The organism is Flavobacterium sp. OHVDL-2026-0007 (genome assembly GCF_059882335.1).
Genome location: NZ_CM187612.1, coordinates 2397992 through 2416933, shown reverse-complemented (window position 1 = coordinate 2416933; position 18942 = coordinate 2397992). Strand labels below are relative to the sequence as shown.

Annotated in this window: 20 protein-coding genes; 13 read left to right on the top strand and 7 right to left on the bottom strand. The window is 35.2% G+C overall.

Annotated elements, in window-relative coordinates; genetic code table 11:
- Positions 1-2: 2 nt before the first annotated feature.
- Genes AC51AA_RS09435 through ribD form a run of 3 tightly spaced genes read right to left on the bottom strand, consistent with a single transcriptional unit; the run spans position 3 to position 2291 of the window.
- Positions 3-635 (bottom strand): IMPACT family protein, encoded by a 633-nt coding sequence (locus AC51AA_RS09435; protein ID WP_500701867.1) that lies wholly within the window; start codon positions 633-635, stop codon positions 3-5.
- 11 nt (positions 636-646) lie between these two features.
- Entirely contained in the window at positions 647-1249 is a 603-nt protein-coding gene (locus AC51AA_RS09430; RefSeq protein WP_500701866.1) for an HAD family hydrolase, read from the bottom strand.
- Entirely contained in the window at positions 1242-2291 is a 1050-nt protein-coding gene (ribD, locus tag AC51AA_RS09425; RefSeq protein WP_500701865.1) for a bifunctional diaminohydroxyphosphoribosylaminopyrimidine deaminase/5-amino-6-(5-phosphoribosylamino)uracil reductase RibD, read from the bottom strand. The genes AC51AA_RS09430 and ribD overlap by 8 nt, the downstream gene beginning before the upstream one ends.
- 95 nt (positions 2292-2386) lie before the next feature.
- On the opposite strand from ribD, the gene AC51AA_RS09420 reads away from it, so the two are divergent.
- The gene (locus AC51AA_RS09420) at positions 2387-2872 is read left to right on the top strand and encodes a GNAT family N-acetyltransferase (RefSeq protein WP_500701864.1); all 486 of its coding nucleotides are present in this window, start codon (positions 2387-2389) and stop codon (positions 2870-2872) included.
- 257 nt (positions 2873-3129) lie between these two features.
- Positions 3130-3978, top strand: coding sequence for a peptide chain release factor N(5)-glutamine methyltransferase (prmC, locus tag AC51AA_RS09415; RefSeq protein WP_500701863.1), 849 nt, complete (start codon positions 3130-3132; stop codon positions 3976-3978).
- Between the two features lie 26 nt (positions 3979-4004).
- Here the strand turns inward: prmC and AC51AA_RS09410 are convergent, their stop codons facing one another.
- Positions 4005-5249: an ABC transporter permease gene (locus AC51AA_RS09410; protein WP_500701862.1), complete on the bottom strand. Its 1245-nt coding sequence runs from the start codon at positions 5247-5249 to the stop codon at positions 4005-4007.
- Between the two features lie 148 nt (positions 5250-5397).
- Between AC51AA_RS09410 and hisS the strand changes: the two genes are divergently transcribed.
- The 10 genes from hisS to AC51AA_RS09360 all read left to right on the top strand — a co-directional run bounded on the left by hisS (position 5398) and on the right by AC51AA_RS09360 (position 15067).
- Complete coding sequence (gene hisS, locus AC51AA_RS09405; protein ID WP_500701861.1) at positions 5398-6771, top strand: histidine--tRNA ligase; 1374 nt, start codon at positions 5398-5400, stop codon at positions 6769-6771.
- 405 nt (positions 6772-7176) lie between these two features.
- Entirely contained in the window at positions 7177-7755 is a 579-nt protein-coding gene (locus AC51AA_RS09400; RefSeq protein WP_500701860.1) for a nucleotide exchange factor GrpE, read from the top strand.
- 76 nt (positions 7756-7831) lie between these two features.
- Entirely contained in the window at positions 7832-8947 is a 1116-nt protein-coding gene (dnaJ, locus tag AC51AA_RS09395) for a molecular chaperone DnaJ (RefSeq protein WP_500701859.1), read from the top strand.
- A gap of 160 nt (positions 8948-9107) precedes the next feature.
- Positions 9108-10031: an ABC transporter ATP-binding protein gene (locus AC51AA_RS09390; RefSeq protein WP_500701858.1), complete on the top strand. Its 924-nt coding sequence runs from the start codon at positions 9108-9110 to the stop codon at positions 10029-10031.
- A gap of 77 nt (positions 10032-10108) precedes the next feature.
- A complete protein-coding gene (locus tag AC51AA_RS09385) occupies positions 10109-11425 on the top strand; it encodes an ABC transporter permease (protein ID WP_500701857.1) in 1317 nt (438 codons plus the stop codon).
- Between the two features lie 90 nt (positions 11426-11515).
- Positions 11516-12679 carry a sigma-54-dependent transcriptional regulator gene (locus AC51AA_RS09380; protein WP_500701856.1) on the top strand — a complete coding sequence of 388 codons (1164 nt, stop codon included), beginning with the start codon at positions 11516-11518 and terminating at the stop codon, positions 12677-12679.
- Positions 12680-12724: 45 nt separating this feature from the next.
- Positions 12725-13384 (top strand): DEAD/DEAH box helicase, encoded by a 660-nt coding sequence (locus AC51AA_RS09375; protein ID WP_500701855.1) that lies wholly within the window; start codon positions 12725-12727, stop codon positions 13382-13384.
- A 41-nt stretch (positions 13385-13425) separates the two neighbouring features.
- Positions 13426-13644 (top strand): putative signal transducing protein, encoded by a 219-nt coding sequence (locus AC51AA_RS09370; protein ID WP_500701854.1) that lies wholly within the window; start codon positions 13426-13428, stop codon positions 13642-13644.
- Between the two features lie 86 nt (positions 13645-13730).
- Positions 13731-14534: a Cof-type HAD-IIB family hydrolase gene (locus tag AC51AA_RS09365; protein ID WP_500701853.1), complete on the top strand. Its 804-nt coding sequence runs from the start codon at positions 13731-13733 to the stop codon at positions 14532-14534.
- 5 nt (positions 14535-14539) lie between these two features.
- Positions 14540-15067, top strand: a complete 528-nt coding sequence (locus AC51AA_RS09360; protein ID WP_500701852.1) for a GNAT family N-acetyltransferase — start codon at positions 14540-14542, stop codon at positions 15065-15067.
- 101 nt (positions 15068-15168) lie between these two features.
- On the opposite strand, the gene AC51AA_RS09355 is transcribed toward AC51AA_RS09360, so the two are convergent.
- Positions 15169-15687 carry a hypothetical protein gene (locus tag AC51AA_RS09355; protein ID WP_500701851.1) on the bottom strand — a complete coding sequence of 173 codons (519 nt, stop codon included), beginning with the start codon at positions 15685-15687 and terminating at the stop codon, positions 15169-15171.
- Between the two features lie 499 nt (positions 15688-16186).
- Here AC51AA_RS09355 and mtaB point away from each other — a divergent pair, with 499 nt between their 5' ends.
- The gene (mtaB, locus tag AC51AA_RS09350) at positions 16187-17521 is read left to right on the top strand and encodes a tRNA (N(6)-L-threonylcarbamoyladenosine(37)-C(2))-methylthiotransferase MtaB (RefSeq protein ID WP_500701850.1); all 1335 of its coding nucleotides are present in this window, start codon (positions 16187-16189) and stop codon (positions 17519-17521) included.
- A gap of 87 nt (positions 17522-17608) precedes the next feature.
- Here mtaB and AC51AA_RS09345 read toward each other — a convergent pair whose 3' ends face one another.
- Together AC51AA_RS09345 and AC51AA_RS09340 are read right to left on the bottom strand one after the other, a co-directional pair.
- Positions 17609-18121 (bottom strand): hypothetical protein, encoded by a 513-nt coding sequence (locus AC51AA_RS09345; RefSeq protein WP_500701849.1) that lies wholly within the window; start codon positions 18119-18121, stop codon positions 17609-17611.
- Between the two features lie 10 nt (positions 18122-18131).
- Positions 18132-18848 (bottom strand): 3-ketoacyl-ACP reductase, encoded by a 717-nt coding sequence (locus tag AC51AA_RS09340; protein WP_500701848.1) that lies wholly within the window; start codon positions 18846-18848, stop codon positions 18132-18134.
- Positions 18849-18942: the final 94 nt, after the last annotated feature.

The following is an 18942-nucleotide window of genomic DNA, read 5'->3' as shown; positions in this document are numbered from 1 at the left end:
ATTTATATAATTTTAATGTCGATTTCGAACATTAAATCAAAAATGTCGAATACTAATTCGGCATTTTTTTTTCGCGTTTTCGTAATAATTTTACCAATGGGTAGTCCAGAATTTTCATCTATTTCCATTTCTTGAGAGACAATTTCCAACTTTTTTTCTTTAATAACACGCATTACTTTGTTCATGTTTTTGTAATCAAAAGAAATCAAAAAGTGTACATCAATCGTTTTTTCGATAATCTCAGCGGTCTCAAGTGTTAGTTGTGCAGTGGTTTTATAGGCGGCAATTAATCCACCCACACCTAACTTGATTCCTCCAAAAATACGAACGACTACAAGTAGAACGTTAGTTATTCCAAAAGATTGTATTTGTCCATAAATGGGCGCTCCAGCAGTATTGCTAGGTTCTCCATCATCATTGGCGCGATAGGAAATTTTGGGTGCAGTACCTAATTGGTAAGCATAACAGTAATGTACCGCGTGGGGATGCTGTTTTTTTAAGGTTTCTATAATGGGTTTTACCTCGTCTTCAGTGGTGATAGGATAGGCATAGCCAAAGAATTTGCTTCCTTTTTCTTTAAACAAGACTTCTTCGGATTGCGAAGCAAGAGTGCGATAAGTATCGTTGTATTCCAAAAGTAAAGGGTCTAAATTATTTTTTTGTCAAATAAATCGACAACGTCTTCTTGTCCTACTTGTAGATTCCAAACCTGAAAACCTAAAGATGCTGCTGTATCGGTGTTTTCTTTTTTGTCATCGACAAATAAAGTGCGTTTGGGGGATATTTCGTGTTTATTGATCATATATTGAAAAACATCTGCATTGGGTTTACGCATGCCGATTTCAAATGAGAAATACACTTTTTCGAAGCATTGATAGAAATCACTGTAAAAAGAAATGCCGGTTTTGTTTTCGAAGGTTTCTATATGAATAGAATCGGTATTGCTCAATAAAAACAAACGGTATTTTTGGGAAAGCATTTGTAGAAATTCTAATCGATATAGGGGAAAATCTAATAAAATAGCATTCCAAGCTTCTAGAATTTCTTTTTGAGATGCAGCAGGAAGTTGTTTCTGAAAACCTGAAATAAATTCTTCAGGGCTGATGTCTCCTGTTTCAAATAATAGATTTAAACGATCGAACTCTGCATTCCATTGGCTCATTCCTAGTTTTTGTAAACCAGTAAGGGTTGCTTGTTTATCTAAATTGATAAAAATATCTCCAAAGTCAAAAATTATAGTATCAATCATGATTTCTAAGGTGTATTAATTCATCAGTTTTGAGCTGTGTTTTTGTTGCATTTTTCTTCAGAAGTATGGGGGCTTTTGTTCCTTTTCCGAAAGAAGGTGTTCCAATAAAGATACGAGCTTCATCCCAAATATTTTGGTCTATAAAAGACTGTAATGTTTGCAAACCTCCTTCTATAATAATAGATTGGATTTGATGGTGGTGTAAAACTGCAAGAATTTGTGGAATTATATTTTGATGGTAATCTATTACTTCAAAGATAGTGTTTTCTGTCGAAATGTTAATTTCTGATTGGGTAAATACGATGGTTTTTACGCTATTGTCAAAAATAAAACTGTCTTTAGCAATGCGGTTGTTTTGATCTAAAACAAGACGTACTGGGTTGTTTCCTTTCCAATCTCGGACATTCAATTTAGGGTTATCGTCAACGACGGTTTGGGTTCCTACTAATATGGCTTGTTCTTCTGTACGCCATTTATGAACCAGCTGTCTAGAATAGGGATTGGTGATCCAAACGGGTGTTCTCTTGTGGTTGATTTCTTTTTCAGGAGCTAAGAAGCCATCTTGACTTTCGGCCCATTTTAAAATAATGTAGGGTCTCTTTTTTTGATGAAAAGTAAAAAAACGTTTGTTGAGCTCGTTGCATTCTTGTTGTAAAACGCCCACCGTAACCTTCAGACCTGCAGCAAGTAGTTTTTTTATCCCGGTTCCAGCTACTTTTTCATTTGGATCGACAGTACCTACCACCACATTGGGAATTTGGTTGGCGATAATTAAATCGCAACAAGGAGGTGTTTTTCCAAAATGACTACAAGGTTCTAAGCTAACATATATTGTTGCTTTTTTTAATAATGATCGGTCTTTTACGGATCGAATTGCATTTACTTCGGCATGAGGTTCTCCAGCTTTTTTATGCCAACCCTCGCCAATTATTTGACCTTCATAAACAATTACGCTTCCAACCATTGGATTTGGATAAGTGGTTCCAAAGCCATTTTGTGCTAATTCAATGCAACGTTTGATATATTTTTCATGTATATTCACGCTACAAAAGTAGTTATTTTTGAGTTTAGGATTTCGTTAAGAAACTATCAAAAAAACTATTTTACTTTTGTGATTATATAGGTCAATAGCGAAATATGGAAAATTGGATTATTAGAACAATAAAAAAGCAAGACAATCAGTCAGTTGCTGGCTTAATACGATCGGTTTTTGATGAAATGGAGATTCCTAAAGTAGGGACTGCTTATGAAGATCCTTGTTTGGATTTGATGTTTGAACAATATGATAAACCTCAGTCTGTTTATTTTGTTGTGGAGAAAGAAGGTCAGATTGTAGGTTGTGCTGGAATTGGCCCTTTGGAGAACGGGGATCCAAAGATTTGCGAATTGCAAAAAATGTATTTTTTGCCTCAGACCAGAGGTTTGGGCATTGGAAGTGAAATGATGCAAAGGTGTTTGCGGGAAGCTAAAAATTTTGGTTTTGAAAAATGTTATATTGAGACTATGCCTTTTATGCTTGCAGCACAAAAATTATATAAAAAATCAGGTTTTGACTATTTAGAAACTCCTTTAGGAAATACGGGGCATAATTCTTGTCCAGTTTGGATGTTGAAAAATTTGTAAAGGTGGATGAATGAAGAGCTGGGTTGTGGTTTGATTTTACTTTTGATGCTTGTAAAGCGACTATGAAGAGTAAGACAGACACGATCAACCAGGGAGCTCTAACGAGCTGAAATATATTTTGAGAGGGGAAGGAAAAGTTCTTTCTTCGCAAAAGATAAGCAGTAGTGGGGATCAGAGGGCCTTTTGAGTAGGTTGTTGAAACGATGGTACAATGAGATTGTTGATTATTTCCCGCTTGTTTAAGATTAATAATAAATATGAAAATAAAACAATACCGCACACAATTTATTAAAGAATTAGCTCCTTTTTACGATGCGTATGAAGCGGAGAGTTTCTTTTATTTGATTTTAGAGGACAAGCATAAACTCAGGCAGATTGACTTGGCGCTGAATCATGATTTGACCTTTTCAGAAACGGATTTTTCGGTTTGGGAGGCTATTTTGACTCAATTGAAACAAGAAATTCCTATTCAGTATCTATTGGGTAAAACGAATTTTTATGGTTTAGATTTTGAGGTCAATGAGCATGTTTTGATACCTAGGCCAGAGACAGAAGAATTGGTGGAATGGATTGTGAAAGAACATAATACTCAAGCTAAAAAAATAAAAATATTAGACATTGGTACTGGTAGTGGGTGTATAGCTGTTTCATTGGCTAAAAGTCTTCCTAATGCTCAGGTTTATGCTATTGATGTGTCAAGAAAAGCTTTAGAAACCGCCAAAAGAAATGCGGCGAAGAATAAGGTGGAAGTGACTTTTATGTTGCAGGATATTTTGCAGACCCAGGAGTTGAAGTCTGATTTTGATGTTATTGTATCGAATCCTCCTTATGTTCGAAATTTAGAAAAGGAAGAAATTAAAAAAAATGTTTTGGATCATGAACCGCATTTGGCACTTTTTGTCGAGGACAATGATGCCTTGATTTTTTACCGAAAAATTGCAGCTTTAGCTCAGAAGCATCTTGTTGAAAGTGGGCAGTTGTATTTTGAAATCAATCAATATTTAGGTCAAGAGATGACGCAGCTGTTAGAGAGTATGAATTTTAAAAATGTGGTGTTGCGAAAAGATATTTATGACAACGAACGCATGATGAAAGCTACTCTTTAGTCTACGATTTACTGGCTGTTAATAAATTATTCGTAACGTAAAGCTTCAATTGGATCTAATTTTGAAGCTTTTATAGCAGGGTATAATCCCGATACTATAGCCACGGCAAAACTAGTGGCAAAAGCAGCAAAGATCGCCATCCAGGGAATTACGAAGGCGAATTTCATTGCACTTGCAAATCCAAATCCTACAAGAATTCCCAGTACAATTCCAACTAATCCGCCAATTTGACCGATCAATAAGGTTTCAATGAAAAATTGAACTGAAATGGTAGATTTTGTGGCGCCCAATGCTTTTCGAACCCCTATTTCTCGAGTGCGCTCTGTTACGGAAACAATCATGATATTCATTAGCGCAATCGAAGACCCTAAGATGGTAATGATACTGATGATCCAAGAAGCCCAACCTAAATACTTCGTAATTCCGAGAATTCTATTAATTAGATCGTCACTTCGCCCGATACCAAAATTATTGTCGCGAACGGGGCTTAATTTGCGTACGCGTCGCATGGTGCTGGTGGCGTTATCAATAGCTTCGTCTAGGAGTTCTTTTTTTGAAACCATGACACTCATGGTGTAATTAATGTTAGGGGCGGTAAACAAGGAACGGGCTACTTGAATAGGAATTAAAACACGTAAGTCCTGACTGTTTCCAAAGGTGGATCCTTTTTCTTTTAAAACGCCTATAACTTTGAAACGGGCCCCACGAATGGAGATGATTTTGTCAATGGGGTTGACGTCCTTTAAGAGTCCTTTTTGAAAATCAGAACCGACTATACAAGAGTAAGTGTTGTTTTCGATGTCGAATTGATTGAAACTACGCCCTAAAGTGGTCTCTAAGCCCGAGTTGTTGATGAAATGCTCATCGACCCCTACAATAGTGATTTCAGGATCTGTTTTTTGGTCTTGAAATTTCACTTCTGCTTTTGATGTTGCTGTAAAGGAAAGAGAGGTCTCTGTAAAAGGGTATTTGTATTTTGATTTGAAAGCGACTGCTTCTGGATAGGAAATGATAGGGTTGATTACTTCGCGTTCGTTTCCTCCACGATTTTTCAGATTGTTCTCGTATTGATTGATGTTGAAGGTGTTGGCTCCCATGGAGGCGAAATTGGTCGATACGGTGTTCTCCAGTGCCGTTACAACGGTAAGGATTCCTACTAAAGCAGTAATCCCAATCGCGATGATCAGTACAGTTAGAATGGTGCGTAATAATTGCGTTTTGATAGAACCAAAAGCAATTCGAATATTTTCTTTGAATAATTTTAGCATCATGACCAATTTGTCACGAAAATACGTTTTTTGTTACAAGTTTGTTTTCGAACTGGCATTATTTATTTTAAAAAATAAGATATTTGCAATCGCTTTTAGATTTCTAAATATCTGGGATCTAAAACTGCAATAATCTAAATAATCTAAAGAAATGGCTTCAAAACCAAGTATACCAAAAGGAACAAGAGATTTTTCACCTGCAGAGGTGTCAAAACGTCAATATATTATTCAGACCATAAAAAGCAATTTTGAAAAATTTGGATTTCAACCGATCGAAACACCTTCGTTTGAAAATTCAGAGACTTTGATGGGAAAATATGGAGAAGAAGGGGATCGTTTGATTTTTAAAATATTGAACTCTGGAGATTTTTTAGATAAAATTTCAGGAGAAGAATTGCAGGCGATTGATGCGAAAAAGTTAACACCAAAAATCTCTGAAAAAGCATTGCGTTATGATTTGACAGTGCCGTTTGCTCGATATGTAGTGCAGCATCAAAATGAAATTGAATTCCCTTTTAAAAGATATCAGATTCAACCAGTTTGGAGAGCCGATCGTCCACAAAAAGGGCGTTTTAGAGAGTTTTTCCAATGTGATGCTGATGTGGTGGGTTCAAAGTCACTATGGCAAGAGGTAGAATTGATCCAATTGTACGATACCGTTTTTAGTGCTTTAGGCCTGGAAGGTGTAACCATTAAAATCAATAATAGAAAAATATTATCTGGAATCGCGGAGGTAATTGGGGCATCTGATAAGTTGATCGACTTTACAGTAGCTTTGGATAAGTTGGATAAAATTGGTGAGGATGGAGTGAAAAAAGAAATGATAGAAAAAGGTATTTCTGAGGAGGCATTGGTTAAGGTACAGCCGCTTTTTAGTTTTACAGGATCTATTTCAGATAAAATTAATCAACTTTCTGTTTTGTTGGCTTCTTCTGAAGAAGGGATGAAAGGAGTGGAGGAACTTCAATTTATATGTGACAATGTGGCTGTTTTAGGATTGTCAACAGCAACTTTAGATCTAGATGTGACTTTAGCACGTGGTTTGAATTATTATACAGGAGCTATTTTTGAAGTAGCAGCACCAAAAACCGTTTCGATGGGTTCGATTGGTGGTGGTGGAAGATACGATGATTTAACTGGGATTTTCGGACTGAAGAACATGAGTGGTGTTGGGATTTCTTTCGGGTTAGATCGAATTTATTTGGTTCTAGAAGAATTGCAATTGTTTCCAGATACGGTGGCAGCGACGTCTAAGGCATTGTTTATTAATTATGGAGATACAGAAGCTTTATATGCTTCGAAAGCGATTCAAGAATTGCGTAAAGAAAATATAAAAGTAGAGCTTTATCCCGATAATGTAAAAGTGGGTAAACAGTTTCAGTATGCTGATAAACGTTTGATTCCATTTGCTGTAATTGCTGGAGAGCAAGAGATTGCTTCTAATGCTTATTCGCTTAAAAACTTAGTGACTGGTGAACAGATTTCGGTTGATTTGGAAGGTTTGAAAAAAGCCTTGTTAGACTAGTTTTTGTCACAGATTTTATTGAAATCTAGAACTGAAATAAAGGAAAGGACCTTTAGAAGTGAGGCAGAATCAGTAGAGGCGTAAAGCTGTAATGGAATTGCTTCCTATAAAATAAAAAAAAGCTTCGTCTAAGATAGGCGAAGCTTTTTTTAATATAAGGTAAACTTGAATTAATAATTATTTACAAAGCCGAGGCTAACCCTTAAATTCAATTTTGATTGGTAATGGTTTTGATTCCAAATTTCTACTCAAATGTAGGATAAACTAAAACGTAATAGTCTTAAAATTATACTAATTTTTTTAGGCATAATGCAGGCTGTTTTCAAGCTTCAGGCGTAATAAAGTGACAATTTGACATTTTAAAAGATTTGGCAGTACTTTTGCAATCCAAAAGAAAGAATAAAAATGAAGTTTAAGAATATTTTTAAAAATACAAGTAATATGACTACGGAAAATACAGAAATCGATCAAGAATTAGATGATGTAACGTTAGAAAATAACGCGAATGGAGAACAATTAATTGTTGAGGAATTAAGTGTTGAAGAGCAATTAGCACATGACTTAGCGAAAGAAAAAGATAAGTTTTTGAGATTATTTGCTGAATTTGAAAATTATAAAAAACGAACTTCTAAAGAGCGTATCGATTTATTTAAAACAGCAAATCAGGATGTTTTGACAGCCATGCTTCCTATTTTGGATGATTTTGATAGAGCGATTGTAGAGATCAACAAATCGGAAGATGAGAATTTGACAAAAGGTGTTGAATTGATTCACGAAAAATTGAAGAATACTTTAGTGGCTAAAGGTTTAGAGCAAGTTGAATTAAAAGCAGGAGATGCTTTTGATGCTGATTTTGCTGAAGCTATTACTCAAATTCCAGCTCCGTCTGATAAGTTAAAAGGTAAAATTGTTGATGTTATAGAAAAAGGATACAAATTAGGAGACAAAATTATTCGTTTTCCTAAAGTGGTTATCGGAAACTAAAAATGCAAACGGAAGTTTTAAAGGCTGTAATTGAAAAAGGTTTTTGAAATTTTAAGATTTGGAATTTATTCTAATTATGAAAAAAGATTTTTACGAAATACTAGGCATTTCAAAAAATGCTGATGCTGCCGAAATTAAAAAAGCCTACCGAAAAAGTGCGCTGAAGTATCACCCGGATAAAAATCCAGGGGACAAAGAGGCAGAAGAAAATTTCAAATTAGCTGCAGAAGCTTATGAAATTTTAAGTGATCCTACTAAAAAAGCGAAATACGATCAGTACGGTCATCAAGCATTTGATGGTTCTGGTGGTTTTGGTGGTGGTGGTCACGGAGGTATGAATATGGATGACATTTTCAGCCAATTTGGTGATATTTTTGGTGGTGGATTTGGTGGATTTGGCGGAGGCGGAGGCGGAGGCCCTCGTCGTGCTAAAGGAAGTAATCTTCGAATTAAAGTAAAACTGACTTTAGAAGAAATTGCCAATGGAGTAGAGAAAAAAGTAAAAGTAAAACGTAAAGTTCAGGCTAAAGGTGTTACTTATAAAACGTGTTCTACTTGTAATGGTCAAGGTCAGGTAATGCGTGTTACCAACACTATTTTGGGAAGAATGCAATCTGCATCAACTTGTCCAAGTTGTGGTGGTTCTGGTCAAATTTTAGATAAGAGACCTTCTGAGGCTGATTCTCAAGGAATGGTTTTAGAAGACGAAACGGTTTCTATTAAAATTCCAGCCGGAGTTGTGGATGGTATGCAGCTTAAAGTTTCCAATAAAGGAAATGATGCTCCAGGAAACAGCATTCCAGGTGATTTAATAGTGGCTATTGAAGAATTAGAGCACGAATTTTTGAAACGTGAAGGTGAAAACATTCATTACGACTTGTACATCAGTTTTCCGGAAGCTGTCTTAGGAGTTTCTAAAGATATTGAAGCGATCAACGGAAAAGTGCGTATTAAATTAGAAGAAGGTATTCAATCTGGGAAAATCTTAAGATTAAAAGGAAAAGGTATTCCAAGTATAAACGGTTACGGAAACGGAGATTTATTAGTGCATGTCAATGTTTGGACGCCTAAGACCTTAAGCAAAGAACAAAAGCAATTTTTTGAAAATTCGCTTAATGACGAACATTTTGTTCCGAGTCCTGAAAAATCAGAAAAATCATTTTTTGAAAAAGTAAAAGATATGTTTTCATAAACGAAACTTTTTCAGAAATGTAAAAAATTAGTAAAACCCATCTTAAAGTAATTTTAGGATGGGTTTTTTGTATTAAATAGTAAAGTTTCGCTGCGAATTATTTACTTTTACAGGCGCTGACCAATAAGGTCAAACTGACGCAGAAAATCTTAAAAATAGCATGAGCAACTTACTCGAAGTACATAAAGTCGTAAAAAAATACGGTGATTATGTCGCGCTTAACGAAGTTTCATTAAATGTGCCAAAAGGTAGTATTTACGGCTTATTGGGGCCGAATGGAGCTGGGAAAACTTCTCTGATACGCATCATCAATCAAATTACCTTGCCCGATAGTGGTACGATAATGTTAGATGGAGAAAAATTACAACCTAAGCATGTGCAGACGATAGGCTATCTTCCAGAAGAAAGAGGTTTGTATACTTCTATGAAAGTGGGTGAGCAATGTTTGTATTTGGCTCAAATGAAAGGATTGTCAAAATCAGAGGCCAAGCAGCAATTGGATTTTTGGTTTGATAGATTGGGTATTCAGGGTTGGTGGAACAAAAAAGTACAGGAGTTGTCCAAAGGAATGGCACAAAAAATTCAGTTCGTAGTTTGTGTGTTGCACAAACCGAAATTATTGATTTTTGATGAGCCTTTTTCCGGTTTTGACCCCGTTAATGCCAATGTGATCAAAGATGAGATTTTAGCGCTAAAAGAACAGGGGGCTACTATTATTTTCTCGACGCATCGTATGGAAAGTGTGGAAGAACTTTGTGACGATATTGCGTTGATTCATAAGTCGAATAAATTAATAGAAGGGAAATTAAGTGAGGTAAAACGTCAGTTTAAAACCAATAGTTTTGAAGTGGGGATTTTGACCGATAATGTGGAAGGTCTGATGTATGACATTACGCAGAAGTTTACGGTTTCACCAGCCAATTTTAAATCTTTAAATGATGATTTAAAATTAGAGATTCAAATTGGTACTGCTACACCAAATGAATTATTACATCTGCTGACCCAACGAGGACAGGTGACTCATTTTGTAGAGAAAATTCCAAGTGTACACGATATTTTTATTCAAACGGTAAGTAATTCTTAAATCTCAAAAAAATAATTTGAAGATCAAATTTTAACAGCAGTTTAAAATGGGTTTTCAAATTCGAAAATCAACTATTTATGGGCATTGTATCCTTAATTATAAAAAGAGAGTTTATTGCAAAAGTTCGCAATAAGTCTTTTGTGGTCATGACTTTTTTGAGTCCGTTATTGTTTGTTGCCATTGCTGGGTTTATTGGCTATTTGAGTTCAATGAAAGCCGAAACTAAAAGAATAGCGATTCACGATGAAACAGGATTGTTTGCCAGTGATTTCGTCAAACAGAATAAAAAAGATACGGAATTTAAATATTTGAATTTATCTGACATTGATGTAAAAGCACTCAAGGATAGTATCACGTTAGAAAAGTTGGATGGTTTAATTGTAATTCCTAAAACTGCTGATCTAAAAGATTTAGAAAGTAATATAGCCTTTATATCCAACAACAGTCCAAGTATTGTTTTTATTGAAAAAACACAGGATGTTATTGGTTCAAAAATTACGAAGATCAATTTAGAAAAAGCCAAATTAGATACTTTGGCCATTCAGAAAGCGCAATCAGAGGTTAATCTTCATTTGATTAAAGCTTCTGGAGAAGAAAGTCTAAAGGGATTAAATGAAATAAAAATAGGAATCGGTGGTGCATTTGGTTATCTGATCATGATGTTTATTGTTATTTATGGCAATATGGTGATGCGCAGTGTGATCGAAGAAAAGACAAATCGAATTGTAGAAATTATCATTTCATCGGTAAAACCTTTTCAGTTAATGATTGGTAAAATAGTAGGGACTTCACTTGCAGGTTTGCTACAGTTCATCATTTGGGCCATTATTGGTATTGGGTTGATGTTTGCTGCTTCTGCATTTTTTGGCGTCAATGTGGGGCCAACGGCCAGAATTTCGCCTGAGATGATGAGTGCTGCACAGCAGGAATTTTCGGGAACAGCACAAATGTATATTAGTGAATTATGGAATTTGCCTATTGCCAGTATCTTAATTGGTTTTATTGTTTATTTTATTGGAGGCTACTTTTTATATAGTTCATTTTATGCTGCAATTGGAGCAGCAGTGGACAATCAAACCGATTCACAGCAATTTCTATTGCCTATCATTATGCCTCTAATTTTGAGTGTGTATATCGGTTTCTTTACGGTAGTAAACGATCCTCATGGTACCATTGCTGTGGTGTTTTCTATGATTCCCTTAACATCGCCAATTGTGATGTTAATGCGACTTCCTTTCGGAGTGCCGTGGTGGCAAATTGCGATTTCGGTATCATTATTGTTTGCTAGTTTTTTCTTGGTAGTTTGGTTTGCAGCAAAAATTTATCGCGTTGGTATTTTAATGTATGGTAAGAAACCTACTTGGAAAGAATTGTATAGATGGCTTAAATATTAATTTGAAGTGGACAAAATTCTAAGGCGTTTATACTAAACAGTCGTTTTACGGAACACCTTAGCAACTATGAACCTCAGAACCTAAAAAAGAATGAGTAAAATATTAATTATAGAGGACGAAGCAGCGATCAGAAGAGTTTTGGTTAAAATTTTATCTGAAGAAAATGATACTTATCAGGTAGATGAAGCTGAAGACGGTGTAGTAGGTCTTGAAAAAATTAAAAACAATGAGTATGACTTGGTGTTATGTGATATCAAAATGCCAAAAATGGACGGTGTTGAGGTTTTAGAGGCGGCAAAGAAAATCAAACCGGAGATCCCGATGGTGATGATTTCTGGGCATGGTGACATGGAAACCGCCATTCATACGATGCGTTTAGGAGCGTTTGATTATATTTCTAAACCACCAGATTTAAACCGTTTATTGAATACGGTTCGCAATGCGTTGGATAAAAAACAACTGGTAGTAGAGAATAAAATTCTAAAAAAGAAAGTGAGTAAGAATTATGAGATGGTGGGCGAAAGTGACGCCATTAATCATATTAAACTCATGATTGATAAAGTAGCCCAAACGGAAGCTAGGGTTTTGATTACAGGACCCAATGGAACTGGAAAAGAATTAGTGGCACATCAATTACATGAAAAAAGCGAACGCGCTAATTTTCCTTTGATTGAAGTGAATTGTGCTGCGATTCCGAGTGAGTTAATAGAAAGTGAATTGTTTGGTCACGTTAAAGGCGCTTTTACCTCTGCGGTGAAAGATCGTGCTGGAAAGTTTGAAGCAGCTGATAAAGGAACAATTTTCTTAGATGAGATTGGGGACATGAGTCTTTCAGCTCAAGCCAAAGTTTTGCGTGCTTTACAAGAAAGTATGATTACTAGAGTGGGAGCAGAGAAGGATATAAAAGTGGATGTTCGAGTGGTGGCAGCTACCAATAAAGACTTAAAAACGGAGATTGCTGAAGGTCGTTTCCGTGAAGATTTATACCATCGATTGGCTGTCATTTTGATTAAAGTGCCGCCTTTGAATGAAAGACGTGATGATATACCCGCTTTGGTTGCTCACTTTACAGAGAAGATTGCTTCAGAGCAAGGGAACGCAATTAAAATATTTTCGGCGGAAGCCATAAACTTATTGCAAGAATACGATTGGACAGGAAATATTCGAGAACTTAGGAATGTGGTCGAGAGGCTGATTATCCTGGGAGGAAGCGAGATTTCGGAAACAGATGTAAAAATGTTTGCAAGTAAATAATGATTTAGAATGTAAGTTCTAAAAGCATAAATCTAATAGTAGAATATGAAACTAAAAAAAATAAACGAAAAATTACAAGAAGCATTAATTGAAAACGGTTTGACAGCGGCAAATGCTTTGCAGCAGGAAACTTTTTCGACTATTAAAAGTGGTGCAGATTGTATTATCCTTTCTCCAGCAGGAAGTGGAAAGTCGACAACGATTGTTTTGAATGTGATTCAGCAATTATCAGGTCATACAGAAGAATCACCACGAGCTTTAATTTTTGTTGAAGACAAAGCTAAGGTGTTGGAGATGGAAGAGCTATTCGAGAAATACGGAAAACATTCCAATCTAGAAGTATATGGTGTTCATGACAAAGGGGATATGGAATATGATAAAAATTATATTTCGACAGGAATTGATGTTTTAATCGGTACGCCTAATAAATTGAGTGAAATGTTTACCACTGCGGGTTACAATGTGAACCGATTGAAGATGTTTATTATCGATGATGCTGATCCTATTTTGAAATTACGTCATGAAACTAAAATCATGCGTATCTCTAATAGTATCCCAAAAACACAGCGTATTATTTTTGCTGAAACCTTGACAGAGCGTATCGAGATTTTGACAGACAAAATGATGTTGGAGCCTTATGTTTTCGATATGGAGGAAGAAGAGGAGTTAGATGAAGAAGAAGATTCAATTCAGGAAGAAGAATAGTTGGTTGTAGCATAAAGAATAATAATTTAAAAGAATAGGTTATGGGATTAATGAAAGTGTATTCAGGAAGTGAAATTTTAGCGATTGCTTTGCAAGCTAAGTTAGAAGCTGCAGGTGTAGAAACTGTAAAAAAAGACAATATTCAATCTTCTCGTTTAGGAGGTTTCCCTAGAACAGATTTAGCTGTTGAGATATTTATTCAGGAAACTGATTTTGCCAAAGCCAATCCGGTGATTGAGGATTTCAGAATGAGTATTTAATGATAACCAATAAATAGTCTCCATTTACAGTCTCAAGGAGAGTAATAACTGAAAATTGAGACTGCGAATGAAAACTTAAATAGAATATGCAATACAAGATGCTAGTGCTCGACATGGATGATACCTTGTTGACAGATGATCATAAAATTTCTGCCCTAAATAAAAAAGTACTACTGGAAGCTCAGGCAAAGGGAGTTTATGTGGTTTTGGCTTCTGGTAGGCCAACTTCTGCGATGACCCCTTATGCTAAAGAGTTGGAGTTAGATTTGAATAATTCTTTTATTATTTCTTTTAATGGTGCAATAATTAGTAGTGTTAAAGACGATGTTGTTTTGTTTGAGCAAACTTTGACTCAAAATCAAATACATGAATTGTATGACTATAGTGTCAAAATGAAAACACATATTATCACCTATCTTGATGGTGAAATTGTGAGTGAAACGGACTCAGAATATATAGAAATTGAAAAAGAAATTACCGGTTTGCCGCATCGCAAAGTAGCTAGTTTTAAAGAGGCTGTTTGCAAGCCTGCTGTGAAATGTATTCTATTGGCTGAACCTTCTTATTTAAGAGAAGTAGAGGATGACTTAAAAGAGGCAATGCCACATTTGAGTGTAGCGATGTCTAAGCCATTTTTCTTAGAAGCGGCTCAAGAAGGAATCGATAAAGCAGCAAGTTTAAAACGTTTAGCTCAAAAACTCAATATTCTTCAAAGTGAAATTATTGCTGTAGGAAATGCAGGGAATGATTTGACCATGATTGAATATGCAGGTTTGGGAGTTTGGGTTGATAATGTTACTCCTGAATTACGTGATCGCGCTGATGTTATCGTAGCTTCAAATAATGATAATGGAGTGGCTGAGGTAGTACAGCGCTATATTTTAAATTAAATTTCATGCAAGAGGCAATTGAAACAGATCGTTTATTATTAAGAAAATTTCTTCTTTCCGATGTAGATGGGATGTTTGAATTGGAATCTAATCCCAGTGTGCATATCTATGTAGGGAACAAACCCATTACGCATATTGACCAAAGTCGAGCCTATATCGAATTTGTGCAGCAACAATACCAAGATTTCGGAACAGGTCGCTGGGCTGTGATTCTAAAAGAAACCAATGAGTTTATTGGTTGGTCTGGTATAAAAATGATCACCCATGAGATCAATAATCATAAAAATTTTTATGAAATTGGTTATCGTTTGATTGAAAAACATTGGGGTAAAGGTTATGCGACAGAAGCAGGAAAAGCTTTTGTAGAGTATGCTTTTAGTGTAATGAAAGTGGATGCTCTTTATGCTTATGCAGATCAAGGGAATAAAAACTCACGAAAAATTCTTGAAAAGCTTGGACTGAGCTATGTGAATTCTTTTGAATATGAAGGAGAATCAGAAGTCTGGTACGAGTTGAAAAACCCTAACCTATAGGGAATCGTAAGAAATGTGCCCCAAATCTTCGTAAACTGGTATTGGTGAGTTTGCAAAGATTTGGAAAACAGCTCGTGATTTAAAATCGTTGAAGATTTTAATTATTTTTTAGCTACAGAAACAAAATATTTATTCCCATCACCCATAGTAAGTTTTACGCGTTCGTCACAAAGATCGATAGCAAAATTTTCACTTTCATAACAAGTACAAGTCGTGTTTTTGTCTTTAGACATTTCCGTTTTGCAGTTGTTGTTTTTAAATGTAGATAATTGCGGTGTGTAAAGACTCATTAAATCAGTAGAGGCCGTTACTAATGAAATGATACTAGCGGAGTTATTATTGGCTATTCTGTATACAATTCTATCGGTGTAGTTTATTTCGTTTACCATTACTTTACGGATGTACGTATAGGCTGTAGAACCTTCACTTGGCTCTTTAACTTCAAACTTGAAACCAACGGCGCGAACAGCAATGTCAAATTTTGTTTGAGAGTTCAAACTCGCCCAACTCGTTAAAGTACTAATAGAGGGAAATGCATTAGTAGTAGAAGCACTTGTTTGTGCTTGTGAATTGAAAAGAGTGAAGAACATCAAGCAGATTGTGGGTAAAAATGCTTTCATATAAGTTAGTAATTTTAAATTGTTGCCTACTCTTTATGGTTTTCGGCTTACCCATTTGGTTTTATAAGAACAAAAAAACAGCACAATAAGAATTGAAAATTGCTCGGTTTATTTCGTCTTTATAGGAATTTGTCTTAGTGATTTTTTTTGGAGTGTGAATTTACTTCTTTAAAAGATTCAAACCAATATAAATGTAAGAAAAATTGATTTTAAGTAGCGATAAAACGTATTTTATCGATTTTATTTGCTTTTTGTCGATGCTTTGTCATTTTATTCTTATCGAATAAGACTACTAATCACTAGAGTGAAAATAAAGTAACGGGCTTTAAAGGGGGCTTTATTGATTTTTATGATGGGGCTTAAATAGGGATTTGTTGCAAAATGTTGATATATAGATTATTATTGATTTTATTTTAAAGAATATTGTACGTAAATTTGCAAACTCTTTAAAAGGGATGTAAATATAATATCTGACTACTCTAAAACGTAGTTTATTCTCATGGAAAATAGAAAAAAAGTTGCTTTTTATACGCTTGGTTGCAAATTGAATTTTTCGGAAACTTCTACAATCGCACGAAATTTTACCGATGAAGGTTTTGATCGTGTTGATTTTGAAGAAGTAGCTGATATTTATGTTATCAATACCTGTTCTGTTACGGAGAATGCTGATAAACAATTTAAGCAGGTGGTTAAGAAAGCAATGAAACTGAACAATAAGGCCTTTGTTGCTGCAGTAGGTTGTTATGCGCAATTGAAACCTGAAGAATTGGCTGCAGTGGATGGAGTTGATCTGGTTTTGGGTGCTACAGAAAAATTTAAAATTACCGACTATATTAATGATTTAAGCAAAAATGACATGGGTGAGGTACACTCATGCGAAATTGCTGAAGCAGATTTTTACGTAGGGAGTTATTCCATTGGTGATCGAACTCGTGCTTTTTTGAAAGTTCAAGACGGTTGCGATTATAAATGCACCTACTGTACCATTCCGTTGGCAAGGGGGATTTCTAGAAGTGATGCATTGGAAAATGTATTGCAAAATGCGAAAGAAATTTCAGCTCAAAATATCAAAGAAATTGTTTTGACGGGAGTGAATATTGGGGATTATGGTAAAGGAGAATTTGGAAACAAAAAACACGAACATACTTTTTTAGATTTAGTTCAGGCTTTAGATCAAGTAGAAGGAATTGAACGTTTGCGTATCTCTTCTATTGAACCTAATTTATTAAAAAATGAGACCATAGAGTTTGTGTCTAAAAGTCGCACTTTTGTGCCTCATTTTCATATTCCTTTGCAATCAGGAAGCAATGATATTTTGAAGTTAATGAAGCGTCGTTACTTACGTGAAGTATATACAGAACGTGTCAATAAGATACGTGAAGTGATGCCACATGCTTGTATAGGTGTTGATGTTATTGTAGGTTTTCCTGGTGAAACGGATGAGCATTTTTTAGAAACCTATCATTTTCTAAATGAAATGGATATTTCGTATTTGCACGTTTTCACTTATTCTGAAAGAGACAATACCGAAGCGGCCAACATGCCCGGAATTGTAGCGGCAAATGTAAGAGCAAAACGCAGTAAAATGCTACGCGGATTATCGGTTAAGAAACGTCGTGCTTTTTACGAAGGCCAATTAGGAACAAATAGAACAGTGTTATTTGAAAGTGAAAATAAAGAAGGCTACATTCACGGTTTTACGGAAAATTACGTTAAGGTTAAAACACCTTGGAATCCTGAATTAGTCAATACATTACAAGAAATTAATTTAACTAAAATTGACGAAGACGGAAGTGTTCGTTTAGAGTTCATAAATAACTTAGCGCAAGCATAAGGATAGCAGTTTATTTTGCTAAAGAATGATGTTGAAAATCAAGAACGCCCTTCAGTTGAAGGGCGTTCTTGATTTTATAAAGTATGCTTATTTTTTTTGATTTTCCTCCACTACCAATTTCAACGAATTGATGTAATCGGTATCAAATTCAATCACTCTTATTTTTTCAGGATTGAAACTCAATTCGCCTCCAAACTGACCTTTGATGTCTAAAAAGTCAATGGTAAGTTCATCTGCTGTTAAGGTTAGCAATTTTCCTAAATAGGCAGACTTAGCTGATTTTTTTGCAATTTGAAAAATACCATATTTTGAAGTGATATAATTAACAATAGAAGCCAAATCTCTAATAGGGATAATGTCGTCTGCATTTGTTTTTAAGCCTTTTAAACGGATGACTTTTTCTGTGAATGCAAGATCTTGGTCCCTATGTACTGCTTCTATGTTTTTGTTTTTCAGAATCACAAAGCCATCAATTAGATAGTCAGCGGGATTGTTTTTTAGTAAAATCCAGTCGTCAGAATAATCAATAAGAAATCCAGTAAAAATTTCTTTCTTGTCGCTAAATTCTATGGCAATTAATTGTCTTAAGTATTGTTCCATTATGATTTGATTAAGGATTTGTCGACCAGATACTGCTGTTTTTGATAAAAACTCTGCGATTTAATTTTAGTTGGGCAATAACCAGTTCTGCGATATCTTCAGATTGCATTACTTTTTCAGGGTTACCATCGGTTAAGTTCAAGTCTTTTGCCATTTCTGTGGCTACGGTACTAGGTGTTAGGGCTGTAACGCGAATGTTGTGTTTTCTCATTTCCTGCATTAAGGAATCGGTTAATCCCAATACAGCAAATTTTGAAGCACTATAGGCACTTGTCAAGGCATTTCCGTTTAATCCAGCTGTTGATGAAATGTTGATGATATCTCCACTTTGTCTTTCGATCATATTGGGTATAACGGCACGAGTAGCATAATACGTTCCCATTAAATTTACCTGAATAATTTTTTCCCAAACTGTTGGTTCTAATTCTAGAAATTTCCCAAAAGAAGCAATTCCAGCACTGTTGATTAAGATGTCAATACTTTTAAATTCAGTTAGTGCTTTTTCAACCGCATTATTGATGGCGTTGATATCAGATACGTCAGCAGCTAAAGCTAGTGACTGTACGCCTAACTTAGCTGTTTCTATAGCTAATTGGTCTACATCTGATTGCGTTCTTGAAACTAAAATTACGTTTACACCTTCTTTGGCTAAAGCAAGGGCAATTGCTTTTCCAATTCCTTTCCCAGCACCTGTAATTAAGGTATTTTTATTTTTTAAGTCTGTCATGGTTTAGATATGAGAATGCAAAAAAAAGCATCATTATAAGTCTTACAAAAATACTGCTTTTGTTAACCAAAATGATGCTTTTAAAGGTTTCTTA